The organism is Trinickia sp. Y13 (assembly GCF_029522115.1).
In the GTDB taxonomy this organism is placed as follows: domain Bacteria; phylum Pseudomonadota; class Gammaproteobacteria; order Burkholderiales; family Burkholderiaceae; genus Trinickia.
Map to the genome: position 1 here is coordinate 39801 of NZ_JAKWFK010000012.1, position 26439 is coordinate 66239.

A 26439-nucleotide genomic window follows, 5' to 3' on the forward strand; every position below is an offset into this window, starting at 1 on the left:
AGACGTGTCCCTTTTACGCGCTATATCGAACGATGCGCGCCGTCGTTTCGAGATAAGAAGGCGCGCCAGGGGTGCAATGATAGTCCGGCTTTCGAGAGTTAGCCGCGCCCGCGTTCGAGCGATGGCGCTTTGTTGGTCCGGCGCGCTCCGACGAGCGAAATACGTCGCGATTGGCGGCTGCGGCGCATGCAACTTGGTGACAACCACTGACGGAAGACGGCAATCGGATCGCTCGCTTGCATGGGCTAGCGCTCCCGGAGCGTCAAGCGGTTGCCTCGATTGGCACGTCGGCCAACGCGGCGCCCACGCGGGCCCTGAGCACCGGCAACAGCTCGCGCTCGAGCCAAGGATGATGCTTGAACCAGCCTTGGTTGCGCGGCGACGGATGAGGCAACGGCAAGCGCGCCGGACCGAAATCGCGCCAGGCCGCAACGGTGTCGGTCAAGCTGGCCCGCCGCGCGTCGGCCAAAAACCGCCGCTGCGCGTAGGCGCCGACGAGCAGCGTCAACCGGATATGCGGCATCTCGGCCAATACGCGCTCGAGCCAGAGCGCGGCGCATTCGGGCCGCGGCGGCAAATCTCCCGACGGGCCGCGTCCCGGATAGCAATAACCCATCGGCACCAGCGCCACGCGGTTGGGATCGTAGAAAGTCTCGCGATCGATCCCCATCCAATCGCGCAGCCGCTCGCCGCTTTTGTCGTCCCACGGCACCCCCGACGCGTGCACGCGCGCCCCCGGCGCTTGTCCGACCACGAGGACGCGAGCCGAGCGCCCAACTTGCAGCACCGGCCTCGGCCCGTGCGGTAAATGCGACTCGCAGGCTCGGCAGGCGCGGATCTGCGCGAGCAGCGACTGCAAACGGGCGCGCCCGGGAGGTGACGAAGAAGACATCGGCAATGCTGATGAGGTGAAGGGCAAGACGCGTTTCAGTGATGCCGGAGCTGATCCAGAAGGTATTCGCGCAACACCACGGCCTGATTGTGCTCCCGGTCGCGGGCGCCGAACAGCAGCGTCACGGGACCTCGCTTGGCCGCGTCGAGCAATGGCTGCCAAGCTTGAGGGTTCGCATCGAGTTCGGCGCGATAACGCCCCTGAAATTCTTCCCAGCGGGCCGGGTCATGGCCGAACCATCTGCGCAGCTCGGTGCTCGGCGCAGCGTCGCGCACCCAGGCCGCGAGGCGCAGCGTGTCCTTGGTGACGCCGCGCGGCCACATGCGGTCTACCAGAAAACGGGCGCGCCCGTCCTGGTCGAGCGCGTCATACGCCCTGAGGATCTCGATGCGAGCCTGCTTCATGACCGTTGCCTCCTTTCGGCAGGCGAAACGCGCGCTGCGCGCCGTCACGCCCGCCATAGCGACACCGCCTATCGCCCGCGCCACCGCAAACCGGCCGCAGCGGCGCGATGCCCTCACACTTGCCGCAGCGCCGCTTCGAGCGCGCGGGCGGCCGTGCGGTCGCCATCCGTCGCGAGTGTCGCCCGAAACACCGTCTGGCCATTATGGCCGACGGCCGCCGGCGAATCCCACCGCAATTGCACGTGCGAGCGCCTGGCCCAGCCATGCGCACGGACCGCACGCGCGGCGCGCTGCCCGGCCTCGGGCGTCATGCCGTCAGCCGGCGCAGGCACGTGCGCCGACGGCCGCTCCCGCTCGATCGCCTCGGCGGCCGGCCATGTGATCGACAGCTCGCGGGCGTCATATTGACCCAGTTTGCGGCTTTCCACCCAAACGACCACAGTGCGCGTCGGGGCATCCACCGAAATCGCATATCGTCCGATGGCAAAACGCCGCGCGGCCACATTGGTGCGCCAGAGCGCGCGCGGGCGGCAAATCCAGAGAACCGCGCCGTAAAGCGCCGGCGCGGCGACGAACCACCCGTTTGTCCGGGCGATCGCATCGACGGTTGGCCGCAGCCCGTCGGTCAACACATATGCCCCGATCAACCAGACGGCAAACAAGAGACACAGGAAAGCGAACAAGCGCAATGCTTGCCGCAACCATTGCGGCAGCGGGTGAAACGGCCGCTCCGCGCGCGCATGGGCGCCGGGCAATACGATCAGCAAGAACAGAAAGACGCCGTTGATGGAAGCCCAGGGCGACGAGGCCATCGCCGAGAGCGCCTCGGCGTAGCCCATTTGCGCCATCGAGTAGAGCCAGCGCGACAACAAGACGAGACCGATGGCGCGCAGGGTGAACATCGTACCGGCGCCGGGCGCGGGATCGCCGGCCGCCCGGTGGCCGCCCCCGTGATCCGCTCGGTTTCGGTTCGTTCTCGCCAAGTCGCTCTCCTGAAGTCAGTCGTTTTTGCCGCCGATGTGCGGCAGCAGCATTATAGGGATTCGGCCGTGGCCTTTGCGGCCGCTGACGACACGCGGACGAATAAATAGCGTCCTACCCGATATCCGCGGCGCGGCGCACCTTTCGGGCCGCCGGAAACGACGCGCCCCGCGTGCCGTAAGGCAGGCGGGGCGCGAGATCGCGTTTCGCGCGCGCCGCCGAGGCGGGCGCGCGCAGGGGAGCGTTAGCCGGCTGCGACTTCGCGCAGCACGGTGCGGCGCTTTTGATGCAGCAGGTTCTCGTACGATGCGAGATAGTTCTGCGCCATCACTTTCGACGTGAAGCGCGCTTCGAACGCTTTGCGCACCGTTTCGCGCGGCAGCGACGGCAGGCGCTTGAGCGCCGCGACGGCCGATAGCTCGTCTTCGACGACGAAGCCGGACACCCCGTTCTCGATCACTTCAGGCACCGAGCCGCGCTTGAACGCGATCACCGGCGTGCCGCACGCCATCGCCTCGATCATCACGAGGCCGAACGGCTCCGGCCAGTCGATCGGGAACAGCAAGGCATGCGCGCCGCCGAGGAATTCGGCCTTTTCAGCTTCGCCGATTTCGCCGATGTACTCGACGTGCGGCAACGCGAACAGCGGCTTGATCTGCTCTTCGTAATAGGTGCGATCGGCCTTGTCGAGCTTCGCGGCGATCTTGATCTTCATGCCGGCTTTTTCGGCGATGCGAATCGCCGTGTCGACGCGTTTTTCCGGCGAAATACGGCCGAGGAACGCGAGATAGCTCGGCTCGATGTCTTTGCGCGGCGTCAGCAGGTTCTCGGGCAGGCCATGGTAGACCGTCGAGAGCCAGTTCGCCTGCGGCAGCGGCATGCGCTGGTTGTCCGAGATCGAAACGACGGGCACTTCGTTGAACGTGTTGAAAACGGGCTGCAGTTCGGGCAGATCGAGACGGCCATGCAGCGTCGTCAGATGCGGAACCGGCTGGCGCGAGAACAACGAGAACGGGTAGTAATCGATGTGGAAATGCAGCACATCGAATTCATCGGCGCGGCGGCGCACTTCCTCGAGCAGCAGCATGTGCGGAGCCATCGTGTCGCGGATCGACGGATCGAGACGCAACGCCTGCGGCCAGAACGCTTCGAGCTTGGCCGAGGTCTGCGAATCGCCGCTCGCGAACAGCGTCACATCATGGCCGAGATCGACGAGCGCTTCGGTCAAGTACGACACCACGCGCTCCGTCCCACCGTAGAGCTTCGGAGGAACCGCTTCATGCAAAGGCGCGATTTGAGCGATCCGCATAGTGATGAACTCCTAATAAAAATTCAGGCAAAAATGTTGACTGTCGGTCTGGAAGCGAATCGCCCGTTCCGGCGCTAGGCGGTAGCAGGCCCGGCGGATCCTCGAACGGGTGCGATTCGCCCCTCTGGTCGTCGACGATGCCGTTCGAACAGGCTGGGAGCGACACGTCACACGTCGTTAAACGCGCAACTGCTCCAACCGTTGACGTCGGCCATCAATTTTCCTAGGGCAAACCCGGATCGATTATCCGATCGGTTTCATGCTGCGCCGCGGGACATTTCAAACTCTTTACGTTGTTACAAGCCGGAAACATTTCGCGCGCCACGGCGGCGCGGTGCGCGCCTACAGTAGCCCGAAGCGCCGCGTGGATGGCCATGCGGCGAGTCAACGCAGCGGTTGGTCCGACCCCGAATGCCCTTGTCCCCGGAGTATTCGAACGTTAACCGGCGATTGTATCTCAAAATTACGGCTTCCTTCGATCGACCTTACGATCGAACGCGCATCGAACTTGCTGGCAGCCAGCGCGACGATGCACCGCCGCAAGCGGCGTTGCTCATTTCCAACGCTCGTCGCGAAGTCCCGGGGAATTTCCGCGGATGTTTACAATGGCGGCGGGCCGCGTCATCTCGGTATTCGTCGAGTTTGGCTCCCGGTCCGCCACACGCAGACTATGCTTTTCATGACACTCGCTTCGCGTGCCTCGCACGAACCACAATTGGAACATTTGACCGCCGCCGAGCGTAACGCTCGGAACGCCAGGCTCTCCGGCTACGCCGAGCGGCCCCTCGCGTTCCTGCTCAGTTACATCCGGCGCCATCCCCTTTCCCACGCGATCGTATTGGCGAGCGTGTTTGCGGCCGTCATGTGCGCCCTGGCCTCGCAGTACGCCATCAAACATCTGATCGATGTGCTCGGCATGGGCCGGCATCATCCGGGACCGCTGTGGGCGGCTTTCGGAATCCTGGTCGGGCTGATCGCCGCCGATAACTTGCTTTGGCGCATCGGCGGCTGGGTGGCCGCGCACGCGTTCGTCGCCGTCACCGGCGATCTGCGGCGCGACCTGTTTCAGTATTTGACCGGTCACGCGCCCACGTACTTCGCCGAGCGCCAGCCGGGCATGCTCGCGAGCCGCATCACGGCGACCTCGAACGCGGTCTATACGTCCGAAAACACGATGGCGTGGAACGTCCTGCCGCCTTGCATCGCAGTGTTGGGCGCCATCGTGATGATCGTGACCGTGAACCCGGTGATGGCGCTGTGTCTCATGCTCTGCTCCGGCGTTCTGGCCGTCGTGCTGTTCAAGCTCGCGGGGCGCGGCTCGTCGCGGCACCACAAATTCGCGACCAAAGCGGCGGCAGTGGACGGGGAACTCGTCGACGTCATCGGCAACATGGGGCTCGTGCGCGCCTTCGGCATGACGCTGCGGGAGCAGCGCCGCTTCGGCGATACCGTCAAAGCCGAAATGGACGCGCGCCAGCAAAGCTTGTTGTACCTCGAGCGGCTGCGGCTGCTGCACGCCGTCATCACCGCCCTGCTCTCGGCCGGGTTGCTCGGTTGGGCGCTGTGGCTCTGGAATCAAGGACGAGCGACGTCGGGCGATATCGTTCTCGTCAGTTCGCTCGGCTTCACGATCTTGCACGGCACGCGCGACCTCGCCGTGGCCTTGGTGGACGTCACGCAGCACGTTGCACGGCTCGCCGAAGCGGTCAGGACGCTGCTCGAGCCGCACGGCATGCCCGATCACGAAGGCGCCGTCGAGCTGACGACGCGCGGCGGCCGCGTGGACTTCGAGAACGTCACGTTCGCCTACCCGCGCCGGCGCGCGATCTTGGATCATTTCGATCTGCATATCGAAGCCGGGCAGCGGGTGGGGCTCGTCGGCAAATCGGGCGCCGGTAAATCGACGGTGCTCGCGCTACTGCAGCGCTTTTACGAAACGCAAGGCGGCTCGATCAAGATCGACGGCCAAGACATCGCAGCCATCACGCAGGACAGCCTGCGCCACGCGATCGCGCTGGTGCCGCAGGACATCGCGCTGTTTCATCGAACCGTCTACGAGAACATCGCTTATGGCCGGCCCGACGCTAGCCGCGAGGAAGTCTATGCCGCCGCGCGCGAGGCGCGATGCACCGATTTCATCGAAGCGATGCCCGACGGCTTCGACACGATCGTCGGCGATCGCGGCGTCAAGCTCTCGGGCGGTCAGCGGCAGCGGATCGCCATCGCACGCGCAATCCTGAAGAATGCGCCGATCCTGTTGCTCGACGAAGCGACGTCGGCGCTCGACAGCGCATCGGAGGAAGCGATCCAGCACGCGCTCGACCGGCTCATGGTGGGCCGCACGGTGATCGCCATCGCGCACCGCCTGTCGACGTTACAAAACTTCGACCGGATCATCGTCATGAGCGCCGGCAAAGTCATCGACGACGGCACGCCGGAGGCATTGCGCAACCGGGCCGGCATCTATCGCGATCTGCTCAGCAAGCAACATGGCAAAACCATGCACCTGCACCCGGGCGGCCGCAAGATCGACGAACACGTGGCGTAAGAACAAACGGTCAAGCCGCGACGCGCTTGCGCACCGTCTTGCCGCGCGGCGCGGCGCGTGCCACGCGCGCCGGCTTTTCTTCGAGAAGCGGCTCGCCCGCCTGCGCAAGGTCGCGCAAGAACGTATCGCGCCAGACCGAGACATTATTGCTGCGCAGTTGCGCCATCATGTCCCGATAGCGAGCGCGCCGTTCGGCGACGGGCATCGAGAGCGCGTCCGCAAGCGCCTGCGCCATGCCGTCGATATCGACCGGATTGACGATAAGCGCCCCGGTCAACTCGTCGGCCGCGCCCGCGAAGCGCGATAGCACGAGCACCCCGGGATCGTCCGGGTCCTGCGCCGCCACGTACTCCTTGGCGACGAGGTTCATGCCGTCGCGCAGCGGCGTGACATAGCCCACGTGCGATTGCCTGAACAGCGCGGCCAGCACCGAGCGCTCGTATTGCCGATGAATGTAGCGAATCGGCGTCCAGTCGAGTTCGGCGAAGCGCCCGTTGATGCGCCCCAGCTCGCTTTCGAGGCGCAAGCGGATGTCCTGATAGGCATGCATGTCGGCCCGCGTGGGCGGCGCGATCTGCACGAACGAGACGTTGTTGCGAAAAGCCGGCGCCTGATCGAGCAGCCGCTCGAAAGCGCGGAAACGCTCCACCAGCCCCTTCGAATAATCGAGCCGGTCGACGCTCATGATGAGTTTGCGCTCGTGCAGCGTCTGACGCATGGTGCGAACCGATTTACCCCGCGCGCCCGATTTGGCCAGTTGCGCGATTTCATCGGGATAGACGCCGATCGGATAAGCCGCCGCGCGCAGCGAGCGCCCGAAAGCGCGCACGTGCGCGGGCGCACCGGCCACGAACGGCGCGCCGCGCTCGCCGCCGTCGACGTCTCCGGCACCCTCGTGGCGGACGTAGTCGCAGAATGCGCGCACGTCGGCTTGGGTCTGAAAGCCGAGCAGATCGAACGAGCACAGCGCCTCGACCAACGCGCGATGCGGCGGCACGGCCAACAACACCTGAGCGGCCGGAAACGGAATGTGCAAGAAGAATCCGACGCGGTTGCGCACGCCGGCCGCGCGCAGCGCTTGCGCGAAAGGAATCAGGTGGTAATCGTGGACCCAGATCACGTCGTCCGGACGTAGAAGCGGAACGAGCTGCTGCGCGAGCCACGTATTGACGCGCCAATAGCCTTCGAAGTCGTGGCGGTCGTACTGGATCAGATCGGCGCGGTAGTGGAACGCGGGCCACAACGTCGCGTTCGAAAAACCGCGGTAGTACTGGTCGTAATCGCGGCGCGAGAGCCCGATCGTCGCGAAAGTCACGGGGCCTTGCTCGACGAGCTGCAACTGCGGGTGGCCAGACGAGACGACCTCGCCGCTCCAGCCGAACCACATGCCGCCCGTTTCCTTGAGCGCGTCGTAGACGCCGACCGCCAAGCCGCCGGCCGCCGGGCCGCCTTCCGAGATCGGTGCGACTCGGTTCGAAACGATGATCAGGCGGCTCATGAGTTGCGTTGCGCGGCGGCGATGATGTCCCCGAGCCAGCCGACGAACGCGCCGACCGAATCGATCCGGGCGCGCGCGGACGTCTCGCCCGCGCCAACTTTGATCGACAGCCCGCCGCGCTCATTGACGACGGCGAACGCCTTTTCGTCGGTCAGGTCGTCCCCGGCGAACACCGGCGTGCGTCCCGCGAACGGAGGCTCGTCGAGGAAGGCGGCGAGTGCGCGGCCTTTATCGACGTTCTTCGGCTTGATTTCGTACACCATCTTCCCCGGCTGCAACACGTACGCATCGGCATGTTGCGCGACGAGGCGCTCCGTTGCTTCGCGCGCGACGGTCTCGGCCAACGGCGCATTGCGGTAGTGCAACGCGAGCGCGGCGCCCTTGATCTCGAGCAGCGTGCCGGGATGCGCGTTGACCAGATCGGCCAGCACCCGTTCCATACGCAGCAAGCGTTCGTCGTTGAAGCCCAGACGCACCGTATCGCCGCTCGCATCGCGGCGCTCGGCGCCGTGCAAGCCGGCGATGGGCAGATCGGGGAGGCCGAGAAAGCCGTCGATACTGTCGATGCCGCGCCCGGACACGACCGCGACGGCGCCGTGCGTCAAGCGCCGCAATCGTGCGAGCGTATCGACCACGGCGGGCGGCACGAGGATGCCGTCGGGCGTGGGCGCGAGCTCGACGAGCGTACCGTCGAAGTCGAAGAAGAACGCTGTCTCGCTCGGAGGTAGAAAAGACGGTAAGGGTTGCATCAGCTGATTCGCATAGCAGTCCCGATCGGCCTGACGGCCGATCGAAACCGAAAAAGTTTGCGCATGTTACCGCGCCCGCGGCGGCTTTTCGAGTAAGAATGCCTTGAAGCCGCTGGGCCAAGCCCGACGCGTGCCAACGCGGGTCCATGCGCCCCATATCTTGCCCTCTCCCGCGACATATTGCCTCAGCGCCGATGAGACGCGCCCGGCGAAAGGCAACGGTTGGGCAATTGCGCTATAGTCGCAGCCTCGCAGCCGCCTGCTGGGCGCTGCCCACGAAAGGGTGGCGCGACAACGCCGGCGCACTCTCACAGAGTCACAGATGCCGCCATATGTTCCCGGCGTCGGCTCGCCGTCCGGCGAACCGGCCTCGCCTGCTGCCTTCACGTCGTCCGCCTTCGCTTGGCGGGCCCATCCGACGCAAGCCGCTACGTGGCGCGCGCGTGCCTGCCGGACGATGATACTCGCCTGCGCCGCGCTCACTGCCGGTTGTTCCCACGACGACGGTCCGTGGCAGTTGACGGACGTCAGCGGACACCTGCCCGATCTCGCGTTTCAATTGACCGAGGACACAGGGCGAAGCGTGAACGCGGCGGCGTTCGAAGGCCGCACGACGCTTGTCTATTTCGGCTACACCCATTGCCCCGACGTATGCCCCGAAACGATGGCCCGCTTGATGCAGGTGCTGGAGAAATTGCCGGCGGCGGACGCCAAGCAGGTGCGCATCCTGTTCATTTCCGTCGACCCCGTGCGCGACACGCCCCAAGCGCTGCACGCCTACGTCGGCGCATTCGATGCCCAGCACATCCGGGGGCTGACGGGCACGAACGCCCAGGTCGAAGCACTCGCCAAGCGCTACCGCGTCGCGTATCAGATGGAGAAGCGCGACCCGAAGGGCAGCTACGAAGTCACGCACAGTTCGGCCGTGTACATCTTCGATCGGGCGGGGCGCGCGCGACTGCTTGCTACGAGCGGCGATTCTCCGGACGCGATCGCGCACGATTTACGGCGCGTGATAGAAGACGGTAGTTGACGGCGATCGCGCACCAGGAAGCCGCGCGGTGCGCGCCTGCCGAAGGCCGATCGTTCGTCGATCGGCGCTCGGTAGATTTTCGAAAAAACCGGCACGTTGCAAGCGATCGACAACCTGAACCCTTCACTCTTGAACGAACCATGCAGATGACCTCTCGCCCCACCACCCGCGGTCCCGCCGCGCTCGTCGCAGCCCTACTCGCCGCATGCGCCGCAGTGAGCGCACCTGCCCATGCCACAGGCGCACAGGCGATCACCGCATCCCACGCTTGGGTCCGCTGGCTGCCGAACAATCTCCCCTCGGCCGGCTATGTGACGCTCACCAATGCGAGCGACAAGAGCATCGACCTCACCGACGTGACGAGCCCCGATTACGGCAGCGCCATGCTGCACCAAACGGTGTCGAACGGGTCGACCACGAACATGGTGATGGTCGAGAAGGCCACGGTGCCGGCGCACGGCAGCCTGACGATCGCGCCGGTCGGCTATCACATCATGCTCGAAGAGCCGACTCGCAAGATCGCACCGGGGGACACCGTGCATCTGAAGCTGCGGTTCTCGGACGGCGAGACCCTCGACACGCCCTTCGCGGTGAAATCGCCCGCCACTGCAAAGTGAGTCGGACACCGAGATGAACGTGCTTTACTGGCTCGATCCCTGGGAACCGTCGCCGACGGTCGTCGTTGCCGTGCTCGCCGCCGCGGTGCTGTTCGCGCGCGGGGCGCGGCATGCGCGCGTGTCGCCGCTACGACAGGCGTCGTTTTGGTTCGGGCTGGTCGCGCTTTATATCGCGCTGCATACGCGCCTCGACTACTTCTTCGAGCACGAATTCTTCATGCATCGATTGCAGCACCTCGTGCTGCATCATCTCGGGCCCTTCTTCATCGCGTGGGCCTATCCCGGCGCCGCGCTGCGCGCCGGCATTCCTTTTCGCTGGCGCCAGCGCTTCGTCGCGCCGGCGATGAAGACGAAGGCGGTGCGTCTGACGCTCGACGTCGTGTTCAACCCGGTGGTCGCGGTATTGTTGTTCGTCGGGTTGATCTACTTCTGGCTGCTTTCGCCGATTCACTTCAAGGCCATGCTCGACTGGCGGCTCTATCGCATCATGAACTGGAGCATGGTGGTGGACGGCTTGTTGTTCTGGTGGCTCGTGCTCGATCCGCGTCCCGCGCCGCCCGCGCGATTATCGCCGGGGCGGCGCATCATGATGGTGGTTGCTGCGATACCGCCGCAAATCGTGCTGGGGGCGCTGATCTTCTTCACACCGCATGAGCTCTATCCGATCTATTCGATCTGCGGCCGCGCGTTTACGTGGCTCAGCCCGATCCGCGATCAACAGATCGGCGGGCTGCTACTGTGGATTCCGGGATCGATGATGAGCGTGTTCGGCGCACTGATCGCGCTGCGGCATTGGATGCGGCTTTCGACACGCGAACGGTTGCGCGAGGAACGGCGGGAGACGCCGCGACGCGAGGAACCTTCCGCGCCGGCGCGTGCTCACTGAAAGACGCTACTACTGGGCGGCCGCGAGACGGGCCGCCCCATGGCGCGGCCCATCAGATCGAACGCATCCAAATGTGCGGGATGCCGTCCTCGTCATGTATCTCCGAGATCGGCTCGAAGCCGAACGCGCCATAGAACATTTGCAGATGGGCCTGCGCGTGCAGCTTAATCGCCGCCTCAGGCCACTGCGCCACGATATGCCTGAGCGCCTGTTCCAGCATCGCGCTGCCCAACCCGATGCGGCGAAAATCTGAGGTGGTCAGCACCCGTCCGATCCGAACATCGGCATCGGACGGGTCCGGCAGCAACACACGAAGGTAACCGGCCAGGCTCGGACCGGCGACACGTCCTTCATCGGGCCGTGCCTCTGTTGCGGGGGCATAGGCCAGCAAGTGCCATGCATCTTTGTCGAGGCCGTCGATGTCGTGATAGACGCATTGCTGTTCGACGATGAACACGGCATTGCGCGCCGCGAGCACGTCGTACACCTCGGTGGCCGTGAGCCCTGAGAACGGTGTCCAACGCCATTCGAGTAAAGGATGGGGGTCTTGGATCGGAGCGGTCATGGCGAATCCGGGAGTGCAATGACCGACGATTATGCTGCGCGGTCGACGCAAACGCCAGAGCCGAACCATGGGCAATTGCGTCGAGCCTTTGCGTGAAATGATGGGGCTTGCCGCTATTCTTCCCGCTCTTCCAGCCCTATCGTCGCGACAACGTGCCGTGATAACCATTGCGTGAAGCTAGCCGCCACGCGCTCACGCCGATCGTCGTCGTGCAGCATACGGATCACCTGGCCCACCGTGCCCCCTGGCGCCGGGTCGAGGTCGATGCATAGGCCATCGCCCATGCCGTTTCGCGTCAAGGGAATCCATTTGAGGTTGTACCAGTCGTCCTTCACGCCGGCATCGGGATCGGACGTCATGCCGTCGAACTCTCCTTCCACTACGAGTTCGCGCCACGTGGTCCATTCGGAGAGAATGCCTTGGATGTCGAGCAGGCTCTCTCCTTCGAAACACACACCTCCCTGATCGGCTTGCCCGTTGTGCCGCTTCAAGCTTTCGACGAAGTCCTGAGGCAGCTTCACGCCCAACGCGCCCTCGAGGATCTTAATGTCGTCGTCGCTCGCGCCGGCGTTGAACCCGCCGGGGATAGCGCGCGGCTGCGCCTGCAACCACGCTTCGAGATGTGCCCACGATTGGGTGACGTCCAACTGGGGTTGTTCCATTGATTCAGCCTCCATTGAAGATTCGGTTGAGGGATTGGCGCCGGTGACGATTGGGATCGGCTCTGCAAGCGCGCAGTTGGGCTCGGCGGGCTGCCGCATCGGGTCCAAGCGCAAGAAGTGGATGCGGCTTCCGGCCGCGAGACGGCCCGGGCAAGCAGGGATCGCGGCGATGACTTCCGCATCGAGAAAGGCCCCGATGCGATGGGGGGCTTGATCCGGCAGAGGATCGATCAGCGGTTCGCCACGCGGACCCCATACGATCTTTGCCCAGAGCATCAGGTTGATTTCGCTATCGCACTGAACCGCTCGCGCGAGTTCGCCGATTTCCCAATGGGGCCCGGGCATATCGACGAACTCATAAAGGTCGAGCACGCGCCGCACCACGACGTGCATGAGCACGGCGACGGAACTGAGGAAACCGGGGAGGTTGATCAAGGTGGCCTGGTCGCGATGCAGCACACTGCGAGAGCCGCGCGGGATGCCATGAGCGTCGATGAAGTTGAAGACTTCCGTGTAGGGTGGCGAACGATCTTGCCCCACCCCCACGTTAAACCGCTCCCCCGGCGTCTGCCGTATTTCGGTGACGTCGTTGAATGAGGAAGCGCCGAACCAGGAGACGCAATTCAACCCCAAAAGCTGAAACGGCCGGGTCGATAACATGCCGCAGCCGATGATCAGATCGTACTGCTCTTGAAGTTTGATCACTCGCTGTCTGTACGCGCGCTCCGCGTCCCGCTGCGCCTGCGTTGATAGCCCCGCCGTGGGAGGCGGCGACAAGTGCTCGATCCGGACCTCGCCAAAGCCCCATCGTTGCAGCAAGGCGCGAATGTATGGCCCGCAAGTATCGGGCGTTTGCCAGTCTTTCCGCGAGGCTAGCGGGGGACGACGATCGTAACTGGAAACAAGGATGCCAATACGGGGACGCTTGCTCACCTTCAGCTCGCGGACACCCGCTGCAATCAAAACTGCCTGCCGCTCCGGCGTGATGCGTTGCCCGTTCGTAAGCAGCGTGTCCCCAACCGCGTACTGGCTGCCTTTTCCAATGACACAAGCTCCGCGGACGAGCGGGCGTTGTAGCACAATTCGTTCGTTCCAAACTGCATCGTGCGCGAGGGCGGGATCGCTCGCCACGAGCGTATCGGCGCTCACCGGTAGTGGCCCATACGCATGCATTTCAGCGGCTGCACCTGGCTCCAGGACATGAATCCATGGATCTGCGACGCGACGCGACGCGCTCGCCAGGGCCCTATCGACGCGCAGCTTCGATGCGTGAACGGGCTGCGTGAAATTCACATCTGCCGCGCGCAATGCGTATCCGTCGCACGCGGCTACATCGCAAGGCGGGACAGCGCCGCGTGCCACTACTGCTTCGGATGTCACACGCATACATGCATCCTCCACCGAGACCGTTTCCGCTTGCCGCACACGCGCGATTGCTTGCGGACAGCGGCTGTAAGCGGCATTTAACCAGTCTGGAAATGAATGTTGGTCGCGCATCGTCTCCTCGACCTTCCGGCTCTTCTCAGGCATTTGGACCCGCTGCTTCTTGCTCGCAGTCGTCTGGAACGCGCTGCACGTTGTTGCCAGGTTCGACATCGACAAAGAATTCCTCGCCATCGAGAACGCGTTGCCCCGTCAAAAAGCATCCAAGCCGCCCCCCTGACTTCCGGTTATCACCGCGGTCGATCCGTCGCACCGAGAAGCCTTCGCCGAATGTCTTGCCGTCTGCGCCTTCGTTTGAGGCGGCGAACGGATATTCATCACAATCGCAATCGCTGGGTGCATCATCGGGGTCGCCCGTAAACGTGCACTGGCCGGTCACCTTGCCGTATTGCACGACGCATTGGTCTGTGGACGTCTTGCGATTTTTCTTTCGCTGGACCAGGTCGCGCAAGCGCGTGAGAGGCCGCGCCTCACTCCCCTTGAGAATCGTTCCGTCGCCTCTGGCAACGAATTTCCCAGGCATCCCCGCTGCTTGAGCGTCCCTAATATGGGCGGCGGACTCGTCGACATCCGGATCGTTCGTCTTAACCGATCGCATGATGGCTGGCGCGTCGGGGTAAACGCACCCTCGAGTGCCCGACTTCGCAAGCCCGATGTCGCATCGAATTTGCGGCACGTGAACCATGCCGCGAAACGGCACGACACTCCGCCCGTCTTCGAACGAATCACCGCTCTTTGCAACGATGTATTCGACGTAGGGCATGAACGTCCGCTGATTTTCCCCGTTCATGTTCGGCGTTAGCATAACGACTACCTCGTTCGACAACCCACCGATCGCCAAGGGCACTCCGGCGTTGGGGGCAATGGTGCAAGCGTCCCCGCACTCGATGATCGGTTTGATCTGCAAGCCCGCGCCACTCCCCGAGACGAGCCGCGTCCTGAAGCGGAATTTCAACGGCCACTCGAGTCGATTCAATCGATTGTCTGAATATGCATAGGCGTCGATTTCAACGCGGCCAACCTCGGAATTCGTGTCGTCGGTGATCACATACTCCAGAGGCTCGGATCTTTGGCAAAACGCACCACGGCCCAATAATGAGTCGTTGGAGGTCTTTTGCACGACCGTCGTGCATATCGGAGATACATCCGATGCACTATCCGCGCATGCGGTACCGGACGAGCTCAATATCGCCCCGCAAAAAAGCAACCAACGATACAGATCCGATTTCGTCATATTCGCTCCCTTATGACACGCTCCACGACGTGAGGAAGCAACGGTAGATCAAGGAAGGAGGACTTTGAGCGATACGCGATAATTTTCAGACGAAGAGAAGGGAATGCCCAGTGAGAGAAGACAAGCAGGCGGGTGGCGCATGAATGTGCACTAAAGATCATCGCGCCATTCGATTGCTGCAAGACTATGCCATTCGGCCGAATCGCCCCGTGTTGCCCGAGCGCGTAGCATGGCTTTCATTCGTGCATCGCGTCTCGTTTTCGCGCATGCCGCCACGGAGCCACGCACCCATGTCCGAGCCAACACACGCCGCTGAAACCGTCATCTTCGGCGCCTTCGATCGTCACAATTTCGGAGACCTTCTCTTCGCGCACATTGCTGAGCGGATGCTGCCCGAGCGGCGTTTGCGCTTCGCCGGCTTGGCGCAAGTCGATCTAAGCCGATATGGCGGTCACAAAGTCGAAGCGGTGTCGACGCTGGCCCGTTCCTGCGCCGATCGGCCAGTCGACATCGTTCACGCCGGCGGCGAACTGCTCACGTGCAATGCATGGGAAGCCGCCGTCATGCTGGCGTCGGCCGAGCATGCGAAAGCAGTCATCGGTCAACGCGCCGCGTGGCGATCGGCACCGCTCGAATGGGCCGACCATCATCTCGGGATACGCGCATGGGCGCCGTACGTCTTGCCCCGCGAGCGTTTCGCACACGCGCGCGTACTTGCCTTCAACGCAGTGGGCGGCGTCGATTTGAACGAGTGCGAGCCAGGCATGCGTGCGCAAGTCATCGAGACGCTGGCAAGCGCCTCGGACGTCACCGTGCGAGACATCGTCACGCAGCAAGCGCTCGACGCAAGCGGCATCGCCGCACGGCTTCTGCCCGATCCCGCAGTGATGGTCGAAGCGCTCTTCGGCGATGTCGTTCGCACACGCATCGCTTCGGAGCCGGTCGCATCGATCAGGAATGCCTGTCCGAACGGTTATATCGCGGCGCAGTTCAGCGCCGATTTCGGCGACGACCGCTCCCTCGACGAAATCGCCTCGCAACTGGACATGGCGGCCCAATCTCATGGCCTGGGCGTCGCCTTCTTCTGCACCGGCATCGCCCCGTGGCACGACGACCTAGCGGTGTTCGAACGAACCCGGCAACGCATGCGCACTGCCTCGGTGCATATTTTGAGTTCGCCACATCTATGGGACATATGCGCGCTCATCGCGGGCAGCCGCGTTTTTTGCGGAAGCAGTCTGCACGGCAGGATTGTCGCTGCCGCGTTCGCCCTTGCGCGCGTCAATCTCCTGCACCCGGTTCTGACGTCTGCCCAGAGCAAGCAAGCTGCGTTCGCCGCGACTTGGGAAGATGCCGATATGCCGGGCGCAGTCGACATCACCGAAACGGCGCAAGCGGTGAGCGCCGCCCTTGCGATCGAACAGGCTCGGCATGAGCGTATTGCGTACAGGCTCGTGCACACCTATCGGGAAGGGTTCGAGCGCTTATCGGCACTGCTGGCCTAGCGGTCTTCACATTCGCCCATTTCTGGCTTCGGCCCACGCGACAATGCATCGAGGCCCTCAGTCGCGCGATTTTCGACTCTGCGTACGCCGCTTATGTCGAGCCTTTCGCTCGTCGGAGATGACGCCAGCAAGACGTTGCGCGGCGGCCAGCATTTGCGCGCTGTCAAAGCCGCCGAACCCCAAAACCAAACCGGGCCGCTCGCTGCCGGGCGAAAACATCGGCGACACGGCTCGCACCGAAACGCCCGCCTTCGCGGCTCTTTCGACGATCGCGCGGTCGTCGATGCCTGGCGCGAGCCAGAGGACGAGGTGCATGCCTTGGTCGCCGGGCTCCACCCATGCCAAGTCCTTCGGCAGCAACGCGCCGAGCGTCGCGATCAGTTGCGTGCGCTGCTCCGAGTACACATTGCGCACCTTTCGAATATGCCGCTCCAGGTGCCCTTCGGCCATGAAAGCGGCAAGCACATGTTGATCGGCGTTCGGCGGGTGACGATCCATCAGCACACGGGCCCCGCAAAATGCATCGACCAAATCGTCCGGGGCGATCAGATAACCCAAGCGCAACGAAGGAAACAAAATCTTGCTGAACGTGCCGAGATAAATCACCCGATCGGGATCCAATCCCTGAAGCGACGGAAACGGATAGCCCTCGTAGCGCAACTCGCTGTCGTAATCGTCTTCCACCACCCATGCCCGCTGCGCCCGAGCCCACGTCAGCAGCGCGCTACGGCGAGCCATGCTCATCGGCACGCCTAGCGGGTACTGATGCGAAGGCGTGACGAAGGCGGCGCGGGCATGCGGCGCCAGGCGAATTCCCGCTTCCACGTCGATGCCTTCCGCGTCTACCGGCACCCGAACCATCCCATCGCGATGGCCCGTGTGCTCCAGTACCGCCGTGACGCCGCGATAAGCGGGGTTCTCGACCCAAGCCTGATCGCGCAACCCAAGCAATACTTGAGACGCCAGAAACAGCCCCTGCTGCGTCCCGCTGGTCACGATCACCTGCTCCGGTTCGCAACGCACCGAGCGCGATTTACGGACATAGCCGGCGATCGCTTCGCGCAACGACCGAGCGCCTAGCGGGTCGGCATAGCCGGCCGGTGCGCCGGGGCCTTTCGCGCGCAATCGGTTGCCGAGCCGGCGCCAAACGTCCGCGGGCGCGGTCAGCCCGACCGGGACCGAGATCGCGAACGGCACTTGCGCGAGCGGCGTAAATTCCCGAGCGAGCGCCGCGAAAGCCGCCGCATTTTCCGGCAAATCGGCAAGTGCCGAGCGGCGGCGCCTGGCGCGGGTCTCGCTCGGCGCCCGCTCCAAGGCCAACGCTTGGGCGACGCGGGTACCTACGCCCCGCTTCGCTTCCAAAAAGCCCTCGGCGATCAATTGCTCGTAGGCTTCCAGCACTGTCCCGCGCGAAACACGCAGCGACGCTGCCAGCAGGCGCGTCGACGGTAACGCATCACCGGGCCCGATGTCGCCTTTGCGCACGGCGTCCCGTACCGCGTGCGCCACTTGGCGACTGAGGTTGCCGGCCATGCGGTCGATCGCGCCGAAAGACGGAATGTCGGCAACGCGGGCCGTCCTCGCCATAATTCTGGCCTTCTAAAAATGCTCCAAATTGGACCTGTAGAATAAACCAGTTCAGCGCCACAATGGGTTCCAGCCGATCCAGGCTTAGATGACGCTTCGATCGCTCAGTGCAAGTAAAACCTCACCCGCTACCGGAACCGCCATGTACGTACCCGACCCATTCAACGAATCCCGCACCGAGATCCTGCACGCGCATATCACGCGGCATCCGTTCGGCACGTTGATCACGCACGGCGCGGGCGGGCTGAACGCCAATCACTTGCCGTTCGAGCTCGCTTCGGCCGAGAGCGAGCTGGGCGTGTTGCACGCACACGTGGCCCGCGCCAATCCGGTATGGCAAGAGGTTGCGAACGGGGACGAGGTGCTCGTGGTCTTCACGGCGGGGGATGCGTACATTTCGCCGAACTGGTATCCGAGCAAGCAGGAAACACACCGTCACGTGCCGACCTGGAATTACATCGCAGTCCACGCATATGGCCGCGTCAGCGTGCATGACGACGAGAAATACGTGCGCGGCGTGGTCGCTCGTTTGACACGAACGCATGAGGCATCGCAGGCGCGGCCCTGGAAAATGAGCGACGCGCCAAGCGATTTCGTCGATACGCTGCTCGCGTCTATCGTCGGCGTGCAAGTGGAAATCACGCGGCTCGTCGGCAAAAGCAAAGTGGGCCAGAATCGAGAAACGCGCGATATCCAAGGCGCCGGTGAAGCGCTCAGGGCGCGAGGACAGTTCGAAATCGGCGATGCCATGCTAGCCGAGGCGGCCCGCAAGCAAACGTGACGCCGTACAGCTCGCTCGCGCCGCCCGAGTCGCAAAGCGGTTGCGATTTGCGCGAGCGCCGATACGCCGATGGCTTGCCCGGCGCTGCATTGCGCATCTTGTCCGCCGTTGGGCGATGCGTTCGGTGCGCGACTGGCTCGGCGAAATGCCGGGAAATTGGCCATGGCGGTCGGCGCGCAACGGACAACAATGATGCGACCACGCACTGCACTCTCTAAGTTCGCTATGTCGACTCACGCTTTTTTCTCGGCAAACTTGCTGCTTGCCTACGCGGCCTATTTCGTCGGCACGGCCAGTCCGGGCCCGAGCAATCTCGCGATCATGTCGATCGCGGCCACGCAAGGGCGCCATGCCGCGCTCGCCTTCGCGTTCGGCGTCATTTCCGGCTCGATGTTTTGGGCAACGGTGGCCACGGTGGGCATCGCCGCCGCCCTGCTCGCCTATTCGCAATTTCTCTTCGCGATCAAGATCTTCGGCGGCCTGTATCTGCTATGGCTGGCGTTCAAATCGGGGCGCACGGCATTCAGGCGCACGGCGCTCGCCCCCGCCGCAGAGACTTCATCGAAGGCGGATCGGCCACGGCCACAAGCGCTTCGCGCGCTATACGTCCGGGGCGCGCTGCTGCATTTGACCAACCCAAAGGCCGTCCTCGTCTGGGCGTCGATCGTGGCGCTCTCGTCCGATCATGCAAGCCGCTCGCACGGCGCCGTGATTGCGGGCTGCGCCGCGATCGGAGTCGTTGTGTTCTGCAGCTACGCGGTCGTTTTTTCGATGGACACAGCTCGTCGGTTCTATACGCGAACCCGTCGCGCATTGGACGGATGCCTCGCCGTGGTCTTTGGAGTCGCCGGCATCCGGCTCTTGGCCTGGTCTTCCAGATAGATCGTGGAGGCGGTTGGCGGTGGTGCTTTCACACGCCACAAAAAGAAAAACCCTGACGAGCCGAGACTGGTCAGGGTTTGAGACTTGGAGGCGCGAGCCGGAGTCGAACCGGCCTACACGGCTTTGCAGGCCGCTGCATAACCGCTTTGCTATCGCGCCAAAAGCGGATTTGCCGGAGCGTCGACGCCGCACGGCTGCGAAACGTCCCGGCTTATCGGTTCAGCCAGCCAGCAGCGGCCGCTAAACAAAAAGGGAAGCTTAGCTTCCCCTATACCTGGAGCGGGAGACGAGTCTCGAACTCGCGACCTCAACCTTGGCAAGGTTGCGCTCTACCAACTGAGCTACTCCCGCGTATTCCTACTTACTGCGCAGCGCCTCGACAGATTGCTCCGCACGACACGCCTGATCGAAACTGGAGCGGGAGACGAGTCTCGAACTCGCGACCTCAACCTTGGCAAGGTTGCGCTCTACCAACTGAGCTACTCCCGCAGTTTGCTTCCCTGACTCACACGCTAACCCGTGTTCGCCGGAGAAGCGAGATTATGTATAAACCGCTGAATCGTGTCAACACTTTTTGCACCGGTCGCGGCGCGTTCGATGCGGCAACCTGCGCAACGATCGAAACGTCAGAAGCGCGTCTCGCGCGCCGCTCTCAAGAAGGTGTCGAGCAGCGGCGTGCAATCGAGCAGTTCGGGTCCGCCCGCACGATGGAATTCCGGGTGCCACTGCACACCCACGACGAATGGTGCGCGCCGGTAGCGCACCGCCTCGATCAGACCATCGCCAGCGGACACGGCCTCGACGTTCAAATCGCGCCCGAGCGTCTTCACCGCCTGATGATGGATCGAGTTGACCACGGCCTCGCGCCGCCCCGGGAACATGCTCGCGAGCGTTGACCCATCGGGAAAACGCACCGAGTGCCGATGCTGATCGTAGAACTCGCTGACGTGAATGCCCGCAGTCGGCACCTCGGTTGCGATGTCCTGATAGAGCGTGCCGCCGAAGGCCACGTTGATCAATTGACAGCCGCGGCAAATACCGAGGACGGGCTTGCCCGATTCGACGAATTCGTAAAGCAACTCGAGCTCGTACATGTCGCGCACGCGATCGCCCGGCCATTCCGCCCGCATGTCGCTCGCGGCGTAGGTTTGCGGCGAAACGTCGGCGCCGCCTTGCAGCAGCAGCCCATCCAAATGCTTGGCGTAATCGCGCAGTCGAATGTTGCTCGGATGCAGCATGCCTTGATGCCCGACCGTCGGAATCATGAACACCATCACATCGCGCGACATGACCCAATGCGCGACCGATTCCTCGAGATACTGCAGCGTCTTGCCGCGCAACCCGCGCGCGCCGGGCTCGGGATGAAAGATCCGCGCCGATACGCCGATGCGCAAGGTTCTCTGCGTGATGCGCTGCCCTGCCCGGTCGAATAGCTGGCGCGCGCGAGCCGCGATGGTGCGACCCAGCACGCTCCAAGCCGAATCGTTTTGCCGCAGGTAAGCAGGCTGAGTTTGCGCCACCGCGCTTGCGGGCGGCGGACGCGGCGTGTCGAAATCGGGAGGCGCCCCGAAGCCGGGCGGCGGGGCACCCGTGGCAGCCGTGGCGTCCGCCGCGCCCTTCTCGGCATATGCCGCCTGCGCCGCCTGCTCGTGGGCGGCCGTGTCTTTCGCCGCCGAAACCCGCGCTTGAGCCGCTTGCGCTTCACTCGACGTTGGCGCGCTCGGCTGCACCGGTTCGACGGCCGTCGCCGATTCGAGCGTGTCGCTCGCCGCCCGCGAGGCGGCGACCGCGGGCGTTTCGTCGATGGCGCCTGCGGCCAGCTGCGGCGGCGCCTCGCTCGGTGGCGTCGCGGGTGCGGCTGGTGTTGCGGCGGGTGTGCCGGGGGAGTCCGTCGAAACGGAAGCGGACGATGAGGAAGAATCAGGGCCGGGGCGACCGGCGCTCGGCGGCGTGTTTTCGCTCATGAAGGTGGCAAGCGCGGCTCGCACGCAAACGATGAAGATGATCCATTATCCGCCAGCGCACCGATCAGTCGCAAATTACAGTCCTGTAACCGATGCGTGGCGCCGCCTGCCGGCCGCCCGTTCAGGACGCGGGCGGGCGCCGCAGCCGTCCAAGAAACCGGGGCAGCGGCTACAATGCGCCGACAGATGCTCGTACCCCCGCAATGCGCATGCCGCTGCGCCCGGCGACCGCGTCTGCTGCTCATTCGTGCAGTTCGATCGCTTCATCTGGACCCGCCATGGCCACCGATTTCGTTCCGTTTCCGCCGCTTGCCGCACTTGCCGCCGAGCTGGCGGCAGGCCGCACGACGAGCCGCGCGCTCGTCGAAGCCGCGCTCGAGCGCATCGCCGATCCGAACGGGCAAGGTTCGACCGTCTTTCTCGAAGTCGACGCCGAGCGTGCCCGCGCAAGCGCCGATGCGCTCGATCGCCTGCGCGCCGCCGGCACGGTGCTCTCGCCGCTCGCCGGCATTCCCGTCTCGGTGAAGGACTTGTTCGACATCGCAGGCCAAGTCACGCGCGCCGGCTCGCGCGTGTTGGCCGACGCCCCGCCCGCGCGCGCCGATGCGCCCGCTGTCGCGCGTCTGCGACGCGCGGGCGCCGTCATCGTCGGGCGCACCAACATGACCGAGTTCGCTTACTCGGGCCTCGGGCTCAATCCGCATTACGGCACGCCGCTCTCGCCTTATCGGCGCAATGAACCCGGCGAAGCGCGCATCGCCGGCGGCTCGTCCTCGGGCGCGGCGGCATCGGTTGCGGACGGCATGGCCGCCGTGGCGCTCGGCAGCGATACGGGCGGCTCGATTCGCATCCCGGCCGCGCTATGCGGTCTCACCGGTTTCAAGCCCACCGCGAGCCGAGTGCCGCGGCAAGGCGCCGTGCCGCTTTCCACGACGCTCGACTCGTTCGGGCCGATCGGCGTCTCGGTCTCGTGCTGCGCGCTCGTCGATCGCATCCTGGCGGGCCTCGAGCCGCATGTGCCCGCCGCGCGCCCGCTCGAAGGCGTGCGCTTGGGCATCCTCACCCATTACGTCACCGACGACATGGAGCCGGCCGTCGCGCTCGCCGTCGAGACCGCGACGAAACATCTCGAGGCAGCGGGCGCCATTCTCTCCGACGTCCATTTCGCGCCGCTCGAGCAACTCGTGTCGCTCAACCGTTTCGGCTTCTCGGGGATGGAGGCGTATGCATGGCATCGTCCATTGATCGAGCAGCATGCCGATCGCTACGACCCGAGGGTGCTCGTGCGCATCGAGAAGGGAGCGAGGGCCGCCGCCGCCGACTACCTCGAGTTGCTCGAGCAGCGCGCCGCGCTGCTCGAAACGGCGCAGGACACGCTCTGGCGGCGGTTCGACGCAATCGTTGCGCCCACGGTGCCGATTACGCCCCCGCGCGTGTCCGAGTGCGATGCCGACGACGCAGCCTACGCCCGCATCAACGCGCTCGTGCTGCGCAACCCGAGCGTATTCAATCTGCTCGACGCCTGCGCCGTGTCGCTGCCGTGCCACCCACGCGGGCAAGCGCCGGTCGGGTTGATGCTGGCCGCCGCGCCTCATGCCGACGATGCGCTGCTCGCCATCGCGCGCGCCGCCGAACGGGTGCTCGAATCGATTCGGTGAAGGCGCTGCCCGATCTCGGGCGCTGGCCCGATACAGCATGCGCTCGACCCGGCATGCAGTCGGTTTTACGAAAGCGCACTAGAATTGCGCGGTTTATCGATATGAAGATAGGGAACGCTTTCCTCTTATGAACGACACGTCACTACTGCGCCGCGAGCGCAGGCTCCTCACGCTGCTCGGGTTCGTTTGCCTCGCCCTCGTCGGCGGCGCGCTCTATCTGCAGTATGCAAAGCACGAAGATCCTTGCCCGCTATGCATCATCCAGCGCTACCTGTTCCTGCTGATCGCGCTGTTCGCGTTCGTCGGCGCCGCGCGCAAGGGGTGGCGCGGCATTGCGCTGTTCGAGACGCTGATTGCCATCACCTCGGCCACCGGCATCGCGGGAGCCGCGCGCCATTTGTACATTCAATTGAACCCAGGCTTCAGTTGCGGCTTCGACGCACTGCAACCGGTCGTGGACAGCCTACCGCCCGCACACTGGCTGCCGAGCGTGTTCAAGGTCGCCGGCCTTTGCGAAACCGTCTACCCGCCGATTCTTGGCATCTTGCTGCCCGGCTGGGCGCTGATCGCATTCGCCCTGACGTTCGTTGCGGTCGTCGTGAGCGCGTGGCGCCGGCGCGGCAAGGGGCGAGCTTATTCCCTCTGATGTGCGTCGATGTGCGTCGATGTGCGCCCGCGCCCGTCGAAGGGGCCGTGCAAGCCCCGTCCACTGCACGAAGCTGCCGATATGGCGGCGCTCTGATAGCGCCCATCAGCGGGAAACGATGTCTTTGCGCCAGCTCGGTGCTATCTTCGGGCATGGATGGCGATCCACGTGCGCGAGGCTGACGGCAAGCCGTCGCGTAACGCGCGCCTGATCCCCCTCTTCAGGATTCGGCTATGACGACGCATCCCATCCGCTCTAGATCGCCCAAGCTCCATCGCGCAAGCGCTACCCTCTCGCCATCCGGCGAGGATGGCACGGACCATGCAGCGTCAATCCGTATACCTCGTGCCGCCGCTTGCGCACCCTTCCCGGCGCGCCTGCGCTCGGGCTCGGCTTGAACGGAGCGCGAGAACCCTATGCAATCCTGGTTGACCGAATTGCAGCAACTGCTCGTTCACGGCGACGCCGTCGTGCTCGTGACGGTCGCGCACGTCGAAGGTTCCACGCCGCGCGAAGCAGGCGCGAAGATGATCGTGACGCGCGAGAGCGCGCGGCACACGATCGGCGGCGGCCATCTCGAATGGCGCGCGATCGAAATCGCTCGTGAAGTGCTGCGCGACGGCATGCGTGTGCCGCACCTGCGCCGGCTCGAGCGGCTTTCGCTAGGGCCGAGCCTCGGCCAATGTTGCGGCGGCGCGGTCGTGCTCGCCTTCGAGCGACTCGATGTACGCGATCTCGATTGGGTGGCCTCGCTCGCCAAACGCGTGCACGCAGGGCTCGTCACGCAGCGCCGCGTATCGTTCGACCCCGCAGGCGGCGCCGTGCGCCTGACCGAAGTCGACGCCGACGCCGCTGCCCGGCTGCCCGCTTGCCTGCTGTCAGATGCCGACGGCTTTCACGCTGGCGCTTCCCTGCTCACGGAAACGATTGCTTCGAGGGAATTCCCCGTCGTGCTGTTCGGCTCGGGCCAGGTCGCCGCATCGTTCGCTCAAGTGCTCTCCACGCTGCCGTGCCGGGTGCGCTGGGTGGGCGAACGCGATGCTCAGGTCCCGCCCTCGCTGGCGCGCACGCAGCACGTCAACGTGACGCTCGATGCGGGTAACGCCTCGGCCCAAGCCGTCGAGGAGGCGGCGCCAGGGACCGCGTTCGTCGTCATGACGCACGACCATGCACGTGACCTGGCGCTCGCCGAGCGCATTTTGCGGCGCGACGATTTTATTTTCTTCGGCATGCTCGGCTCGCGCACGAAGCGCAGCCAGCTGGACCAGCGCCTCGCCGCGAGCGGCATCGATCCCGTGCGAATCGAGCGCATGTTGTGCCCGATCGGCGTCGATGGCATCGCCGACAAAGCGCCCGAGGTCATTGCAATCTCCGCCGCCGCGCAGTTGCTGCAGGCCGTCGAGGCGGCGCGCGCAGCGCCCGCCGTTTCATACCATCGAGAGCAACCGTTTTTTACGCAGCAACCGCTGACCGACCATGACACCAACACTCGCTGAGAAGATCGCCGGCGCGCCTAAAGCCGAACTCCATATTCACATCGAGGGCTCGCTCGAACCCGAGGTGATCTTCGCGCTCGCCAAACGCAACGGCGTGAAGCTCTCCTACGAATCGATCGAAGCGTTGAAGAAGGCGTACGAGTTCACCGATTTGCAATCGTTTCTCGACATCTACTACGCCGGCGCCAGCGTCCTGCTGACGGAGGACGACTTCTACACCATGACGGCCGCCTATGTGGAACGCGCGCTCGCCGACAACGTCGTCCACGCGGAAATCTTCTTCGACCCGCAGACGCATATGGAGCGCGGCGTCGCCATCAGCACGGCTGTTGCGGGCATCGAACGGGCCCTGGCCGAAGCCGAGCAACGCGGGCTCACGAGCAAGCTCATCCTCTGCTTCCTGCGGCACTTGTCCGAATCCGATGCGCTCGCCACCTACGAGGCGGCCTTGCCGCTCTTCGACACCTACGCGCACCGGCTCATCGGCGTGGGCCTCGATTCCTCCGAGCGAGGGCACCCGCCGTCGAAGTTCGAGCGCGTCTTCGCGCTGGCGCGCGCGCGCGGTCTGAAGCTCGTCGCCCATGCCGGCGAGGAAGGGCCGCCTTCGTATATCCACGAAGCGCTCGACTTGCTCAAGGTCGATCGCGTCGATCACGGCGTGCGCAGCATCGAAGATCCGGCGCTCGTCGCACGGCTTGCCGATTCGCGCGTCGCGCTGACGGTGTGCCCGCTGTCGAACATCAAGCTGCGCGTGTTCGACGACATGAAACAGCACACGCTCAAACAACTGCTCGCGCAAGGCGTCGCCGTGACGGTGAATTCCGACGATCCGGCGTACTTCGGCGGCTACGTCAACGCCAATTATTTCGCCACGGTCGACGCGCTCGAGTTGAGCGACCAAGAGGTCTACACGATCATCCGCAACGGCTTCGAAGCATCGTTCGTGACGCCACAGGAGCGCCAAGCGCTCATCGAGAAGCTCGACGCTTACTGGGGACGACCGAGCACCGCGCCGCACTGATTTCCCGCGGACCGCCTCTCGCGCCCGCCGCTTCGGTGCGCATTGCCTTCGTTGCGCGCGCAACGAAGGCGGCGCTCG

22 protein-coding genes and 3 tRNA genes are annotated in these 26439 nt (G+C 64.5%); 11 read left to right on the forward strand and 14 right to left on the reverse strand.

The annotated features are described in order from the left end of the window. Positions 1–262: 262 nt before the first annotated feature. The 4 genes from MMB74_RS20060 to MMB74_RS20075 form a co-directional block, all read right to left on the reverse strand. Entirely contained in the window at positions 263–892 is a 630-nt protein-coding gene (locus MMB74_RS20060) for a uracil-DNA glycosylase family protein (protein ID WP_277430411.1), read from the reverse strand. Between the two features lie 35 nt (positions 893–927). Next, positions 928–1296, reverse strand: coding sequence for a DUF488 family protein (locus MMB74_RS20065; protein WP_277430412.1), 369 nt, complete (start codon positions 1294–1296; stop codon positions 928–930). A 113-nt stretch (positions 1297–1409) separates the two neighbouring features. Beyond that, the gene (locus MMB74_RS20070) at positions 1410–2198 is read right to left on the reverse strand and encodes a hypothetical protein (protein WP_277430518.1); all 789 of its coding nucleotides are present in this window, start codon (positions 2196–2198) and stop codon (positions 1410–1412) included. Between the two features lie 323 nt (positions 2199–2521). Continuing rightward, positions 2522–3586: a glycosyltransferase family 4 protein gene (locus MMB74_RS20075; protein WP_277430413.1), complete on the reverse strand. Its 1065-nt coding sequence runs from the start codon at positions 3584–3586 to the stop codon at positions 2522–2524. Positions 3587–4265: 679 nt separating this feature from the next. On the opposite strand from MMB74_RS20075, the gene MMB74_RS20080 reads away from it, so the two are divergent. Next, a complete protein-coding gene (locus MMB74_RS20080) occupies positions 4266–6134 on the forward strand; it encodes an ABC transporter ATP-binding protein (RefSeq protein ID WP_277430414.1) in 1869 nt (622 codons plus the stop codon). A gap of 10 nt (positions 6135–6144) precedes the next feature. Here the strand turns inward: MMB74_RS20080 and otsA are convergent, their stop codons facing one another. Beyond that, the gene (otsA, locus tag MMB74_RS20085; RefSeq protein WP_277430415.1) at positions 6145–7632 is read right to left on the reverse strand and encodes an alpha,alpha-trehalose-phosphate synthase (UDP-forming); all 1488 of its coding nucleotides are present in this window, start codon (positions 7630–7632) and stop codon (positions 6145–6147) included. Beyond that, a complete protein-coding gene (gene otsB, locus MMB74_RS20090; protein WP_277430416.1) occupies positions 7629–8381 on the reverse strand; it encodes a trehalose-phosphatase in 753 nt (250 codons plus the stop codon). The genes otsA and otsB overlap by 4 nt, the downstream gene beginning before the upstream one ends. 457 nt (positions 8382–8838) lie before the next feature. Here otsB and MMB74_RS20095 point away from each other — a divergent pair, with 457 nt between their 5' ends. From MMB74_RS20095 to MMB74_RS20105, 3 genes are all read left to right on the forward strand, one after another. Then, positions 8839–9414, forward strand: coding sequence for an SCO family protein (locus MMB74_RS20095; protein WP_277430519.1), 576 nt, complete (start codon positions 8839–8841; stop codon positions 9412–9414). 146 nt (positions 9415–9560) lie between these two features. Further along, a complete protein-coding gene (locus tag MMB74_RS20100; protein ID WP_277430417.1) occupies positions 9561–10031 on the forward strand; it encodes a copper chaperone PCu(A)C in 471 nt (156 codons plus the stop codon). A gap of 13 nt (positions 10032–10044) precedes the next feature. Beyond that, positions 10045–10917, forward strand: a complete 873-nt coding sequence (locus tag MMB74_RS20105; RefSeq protein ID WP_277430418.1) for a cytochrome c oxidase assembly protein — start codon at positions 10045–10047, stop codon at positions 10915–10917. Positions 10918–10969: 52 nt separating this feature from the next. On the opposite strand, the gene MMB74_RS20110 is transcribed toward MMB74_RS20105, so the two are convergent. The 3 genes from MMB74_RS20110 to MMB74_RS20120 form a co-directional block, all read right to left on the reverse strand. Then, positions 10970–11482: a GNAT family N-acetyltransferase gene (locus MMB74_RS20110; protein ID WP_277430419.1), complete on the reverse strand. Its 513-nt coding sequence runs from the start codon at positions 11480–11482 to the stop codon at positions 10970–10972. Positions 11483–11595: 113 nt separating this feature from the next. After that, positions 11596–13761 carry an SMI1/KNR4 family protein gene (locus MMB74_RS20115; protein ID WP_346780694.1) on the reverse strand — a complete coding sequence of 722 codons (2166 nt, stop codon included), beginning with the start codon at positions 13759–13761 and terminating at the stop codon, positions 11596–11598. Continuing rightward, complete coding sequence (locus MMB74_RS20120; RefSeq protein ID WP_277430420.1) at positions 13667–14821, reverse strand: NucA/NucB deoxyribonuclease domain-containing protein; 1155 nt, start codon at positions 14819–14821, stop codon at positions 13667–13669. Before MMB74_RS20120 ends, MMB74_RS20115 begins: the two co-directional genes overlap by 95 nt. A gap of 290 nt (positions 14822–15111) precedes the next feature. Between MMB74_RS20120 and MMB74_RS20125 the strand changes: the two genes are divergently transcribed. Then, positions 15112–16326, forward strand: coding sequence for a polysaccharide pyruvyl transferase family protein (locus MMB74_RS20125; RefSeq protein WP_277430421.1), 1215 nt, complete (start codon positions 15112–15114; stop codon positions 16324–16326). Positions 16327–16383: 57 nt separating this feature from the next. Here MMB74_RS20125 and MMB74_RS20130 read toward each other — a convergent pair whose 3' ends face one another. Continuing rightward, a complete protein-coding gene (locus MMB74_RS20130; protein ID WP_277430422.1) occupies positions 16384–17913 on the reverse strand; it encodes a PLP-dependent aminotransferase family protein in 1530 nt (509 codons plus the stop codon). A gap of 142 nt (positions 17914–18055) precedes the next feature. Here MMB74_RS20130 and MMB74_RS20135 point away from each other — a divergent pair, with 142 nt between their 5' ends. Together MMB74_RS20135 and MMB74_RS20140 are read left to right on the forward strand one after the other, a co-directional pair. Next, a complete protein-coding gene (locus MMB74_RS20135) occupies positions 18056–18694 on the forward strand; it encodes an FMN-binding negative transcriptional regulator (protein WP_277430423.1) in 639 nt (212 codons plus the stop codon). A 225-nt stretch (positions 18695–18919) separates the two neighbouring features. Then, the gene (locus MMB74_RS20140) at positions 18920–19576 is read left to right on the forward strand and encodes a LysE family translocator (RefSeq protein WP_277430424.1); all 657 of its coding nucleotides are present in this window, start codon (positions 18920–18922) and stop codon (positions 19574–19576) included. Positions 19577–19661: 85 nt separating this feature from the next. Here MMB74_RS20140 and MMB74_RS20145 read toward each other — a convergent pair. The 4 genes from MMB74_RS20145 to MMB74_RS20160 form a co-directional block, all read right to left on the reverse strand. Then, positions 19662–19735 (reverse strand) — tRNA-Cys (locus MMB74_RS20145). A 116-nt stretch (positions 19736–19851) separates the two neighbouring features. Further along, a tRNA-Gly gene (locus MMB74_RS20150) sits at positions 19852–19927 on the reverse strand. A gap of 62 nt (positions 19928–19989) precedes the next feature. Continuing rightward, positions 19990–20065 (reverse strand) — tRNA-Gly (locus tag MMB74_RS20155). 137 nt (positions 20066–20202) lie between these two features. Then, on the reverse strand, positions 20203–21540 hold the full coding sequence (locus MMB74_RS20160) for a type 1 glutamine amidotransferase (protein WP_277430425.1): 1338 nt from the start codon (positions 21538–21540) through the stop codon (positions 20203–20205). Positions 21541–21818: 278 nt separating this feature from the next. Here MMB74_RS20160 and MMB74_RS20165 point away from each other — a divergent pair, with 278 nt between their 5' ends. The 4 genes from MMB74_RS20165 (at position 21819) to MMB74_RS20180 (ending at position 26361) form a co-directional block, all read left to right on the forward strand. Beyond that, entirely contained in the window at positions 21819–23198 is a 1380-nt protein-coding gene (locus tag MMB74_RS20165) for an amidase (protein ID WP_277430426.1), read from the forward strand. A gap of 127 nt (positions 23199–23325) precedes the next feature. Further along, the gene (locus MMB74_RS20170; protein WP_277430427.1) at positions 23326–23844 is read left to right on the forward strand and encodes a disulfide bond formation protein B; all 519 of its coding nucleotides are present in this window, start codon (positions 23326–23328) and stop codon (positions 23842–23844) included. A 416-nt stretch (positions 23845–24260) separates the two neighbouring features. Beyond that, complete coding sequence (xdhC, locus tag MMB74_RS20175; RefSeq protein WP_277430428.1) at positions 24261–25340, forward strand: xanthine dehydrogenase accessory protein XdhC; 1080 nt, start codon at positions 24261–24263, stop codon at positions 25338–25340. Continuing rightward, positions 25321–26361 (forward strand): adenosine deaminase, encoded by a 1041-nt coding sequence (locus MMB74_RS20180; RefSeq protein WP_277430429.1) that lies wholly within the window; start codon positions 25321–25323, stop codon positions 26359–26361. The genes xdhC and MMB74_RS20180 overlap by 20 nt, the downstream gene beginning before the upstream one ends. The last annotated feature ends 78 nt before the right edge of the window (positions 26362–26439 follow it).

Bases quoted from the DNA above. Each gene is read 5' to 3' on its own strand.
- MMB74_RS20060 (WP_277430411.1), bottom strand. From the start codon at position 892: ATGTCTTCTTCGTCACCTCCCGGGCGCGCCCGTTTGCAGTCGCTGCTC.
- MMB74_RS20065 (WP_277430412.1), bottom strand. From the start codon at position 1,296: ATGAAGCAGGCTCGCATCGAGATCCTCAGGGCGTATGACGCGCTCGAC.
- MMB74_RS20070 (WP_277430518.1), bottom strand. From the start codon at position 2,198: ATGTTCACCCTGCGCGCCATCGGTCTCGTCTTGTTGTCGCGCTGGCTC.
- MMB74_RS20075 (WP_277430413.1), bottom strand. From the start codon at position 3,586: ATGCGGATCGCTCAAATCGCGCCTTTGCATGAAGCGGTTCCTCCGAAG.
- MMB74_RS20080 (WP_277430414.1), top strand. From the start codon at position 4,266: ATGACACTCGCTTCGCGTGCCTCGCACGAACCACAATTGGAACATTTG.
- otsA (WP_277430415.1), bottom strand. From the start codon at position 7,632: ATGAGCCGCCTGATCATCGTTTCGAACCGAGTCGCACCGATCTCGGAA.
- otsB (WP_277430416.1), bottom strand. From the start codon at position 8,381: ATGCAACCCTTACCGTCTTTTCTACCTCCGAGCGAGACAGCGTTCTTC.
- MMB74_RS20095 (WP_277430519.1), top strand. From the start codon at position 8,839: ATGATACTCGCCTGCGCCGCGCTCACTGCCGGTTGTTCCCACGACGAC.
- MMB74_RS20100 (WP_277430417.1), top strand. From the start codon at position 9,561: ATGACCTCTCGCCCCACCACCCGCGGTCCCGCCGCGCTCGTCGCAGCC.
- MMB74_RS20105 (WP_277430418.1), top strand. From the start codon at position 10,045: ATGAACGTGCTTTACTGGCTCGATCCCTGGGAACCGTCGCCGACGGTC.
- MMB74_RS20110 (WP_277430419.1), bottom strand. From the start codon at position 11,482: ATGACCGCTCCGATCCAAGACCCCCATCCTTTACTCGAATGGCGTTGG.
- MMB74_RS20115 (WP_346780694.1), bottom strand. From the start codon at position 13,761: ATGGCGAGGAATTCTTTGTCGATGTCGAACCTGGCAACAACGTGCAGC.
- MMB74_RS20120 (WP_277430420.1), bottom strand. From the start codon at position 14,821: ATGACGAAATCGGATCTGTATCGTTGGTTGCTTTTTTGCGGGGCGATA.
- MMB74_RS20125 (WP_277430421.1), top strand. From the start codon at position 15,112: ATGTCCGAGCCAACACACGCCGCTGAAACCGTCATCTTCGGCGCCTTC.
- MMB74_RS20130 (WP_277430422.1), bottom strand. From the start codon at position 17,913: ATGGCGAGGACGGCCCGCGTTGCCGACATTCCGTCTTTCGGCGCGATC.
- MMB74_RS20135 (WP_277430423.1), top strand. From the start codon at position 18,056: ATGTACGTACCCGACCCATTCAACGAATCCCGCACCGAGATCCTGCAC.
- MMB74_RS20140 (WP_277430424.1), top strand. From the start codon at position 18,920: ATGTCGACTCACGCTTTTTTCTCGGCAAACTTGCTGCTTGCCTACGCG.
- MMB74_RS20160 (WP_277430425.1), bottom strand. From the start codon at position 21,540: ATGAGCGAAAACACGCCGCCGAGCGCCGGTCGCCCCGGCCCTGATTCT.
- MMB74_RS20165 (WP_277430426.1), top strand. From the start codon at position 21,819: ATGGCCACCGATTTCGTTCCGTTTCCGCCGCTTGCCGCACTTGCCGCC.
- MMB74_RS20170 (WP_277430427.1), top strand. From the start codon at position 23,326: ATGAACGACACGTCACTACTGCGCCGCGAGCGCAGGCTCCTCACGCTG.
- xdhC (WP_277430428.1), top strand. From the start codon at position 24,261: ATGCAATCCTGGTTGACCGAATTGCAGCAACTGCTCGTTCACGGCGAC.
- MMB74_RS20180 (WP_277430429.1), top strand. From the start codon at position 25,321: ATGACACCAACACTCGCTGAGAAGATCGCCGGCGCGCCTAAAGCCGAA.